1 protein-coding gene and 1 pseudogene are annotated in these 474 nt (G+C 56.1%); both read left to right on the forward strand.

The window, feature by feature from the left end; genetic code table 11:
- Positions 1–149, forward strand: a pseudogene (locus RTW80_RS27190) (post-segregation killing protein PndC); the annotation flags it as partial.
- Positions 150–242: 93 nt separating this feature from the next.
- A partial coding sequence (locus RTW80_RS27195) for a hypothetical protein (RefSeq protein ID WP_312721203.1) occupies positions 243–474 on the forward strand: 232 nt, incomplete at its 3' end.

Genomic DNA, 474 nt, shown 5'->3' on the forward strand with positions numbered 1-474 from the left:
CTTTCATGGAGGCTATTGCCACTGAAAGCACTGAAGAGGTGCGCTTCCATTATGTGTTCATCGACGGCTACTGGAAGGTGATGTACCGCACGCCGGAAGGCTGGAAGATGAAAGCGCTCGCGCTGGCACTGCGTCGCTGTCCGAAATGAAAAAAAGGCAGGGCGATAAAACCTGCCTCTCTCCGCCGGCGCTTCCCCGCCAGGAAGTCCGGCATCTCAATCACTATCTATGGAGATTATGCCATGAGACCATCAATTATCTTCGCAACCGCCGAGTATGTAAAGCGTCTGCGTGAAGAGTGCCTGCGGGAGAATAAACCCCTGCACCGCCATACCCGCTTCAGACGTCAGGAGCTGGCACAGGATGAGATTAACCCGGACGTCCTGGCGATGAGCGGTCATATCGCCAGACGCTGCAGTGAGCAGAAGCGGGTGCGTATCCCCGCTATGAAAGTCAGCGAATGGGGCCACCTGC

The sequence above is a fragment of the Escherichia sp. AM3 genome (genome assembly GCF_032029835.1).
GTDB classification, from domain to species: domain Bacteria; phylum Pseudomonadota; class Gammaproteobacteria; order Enterobacterales; family Enterobacteriaceae; genus Escherichia; species Escherichia coli.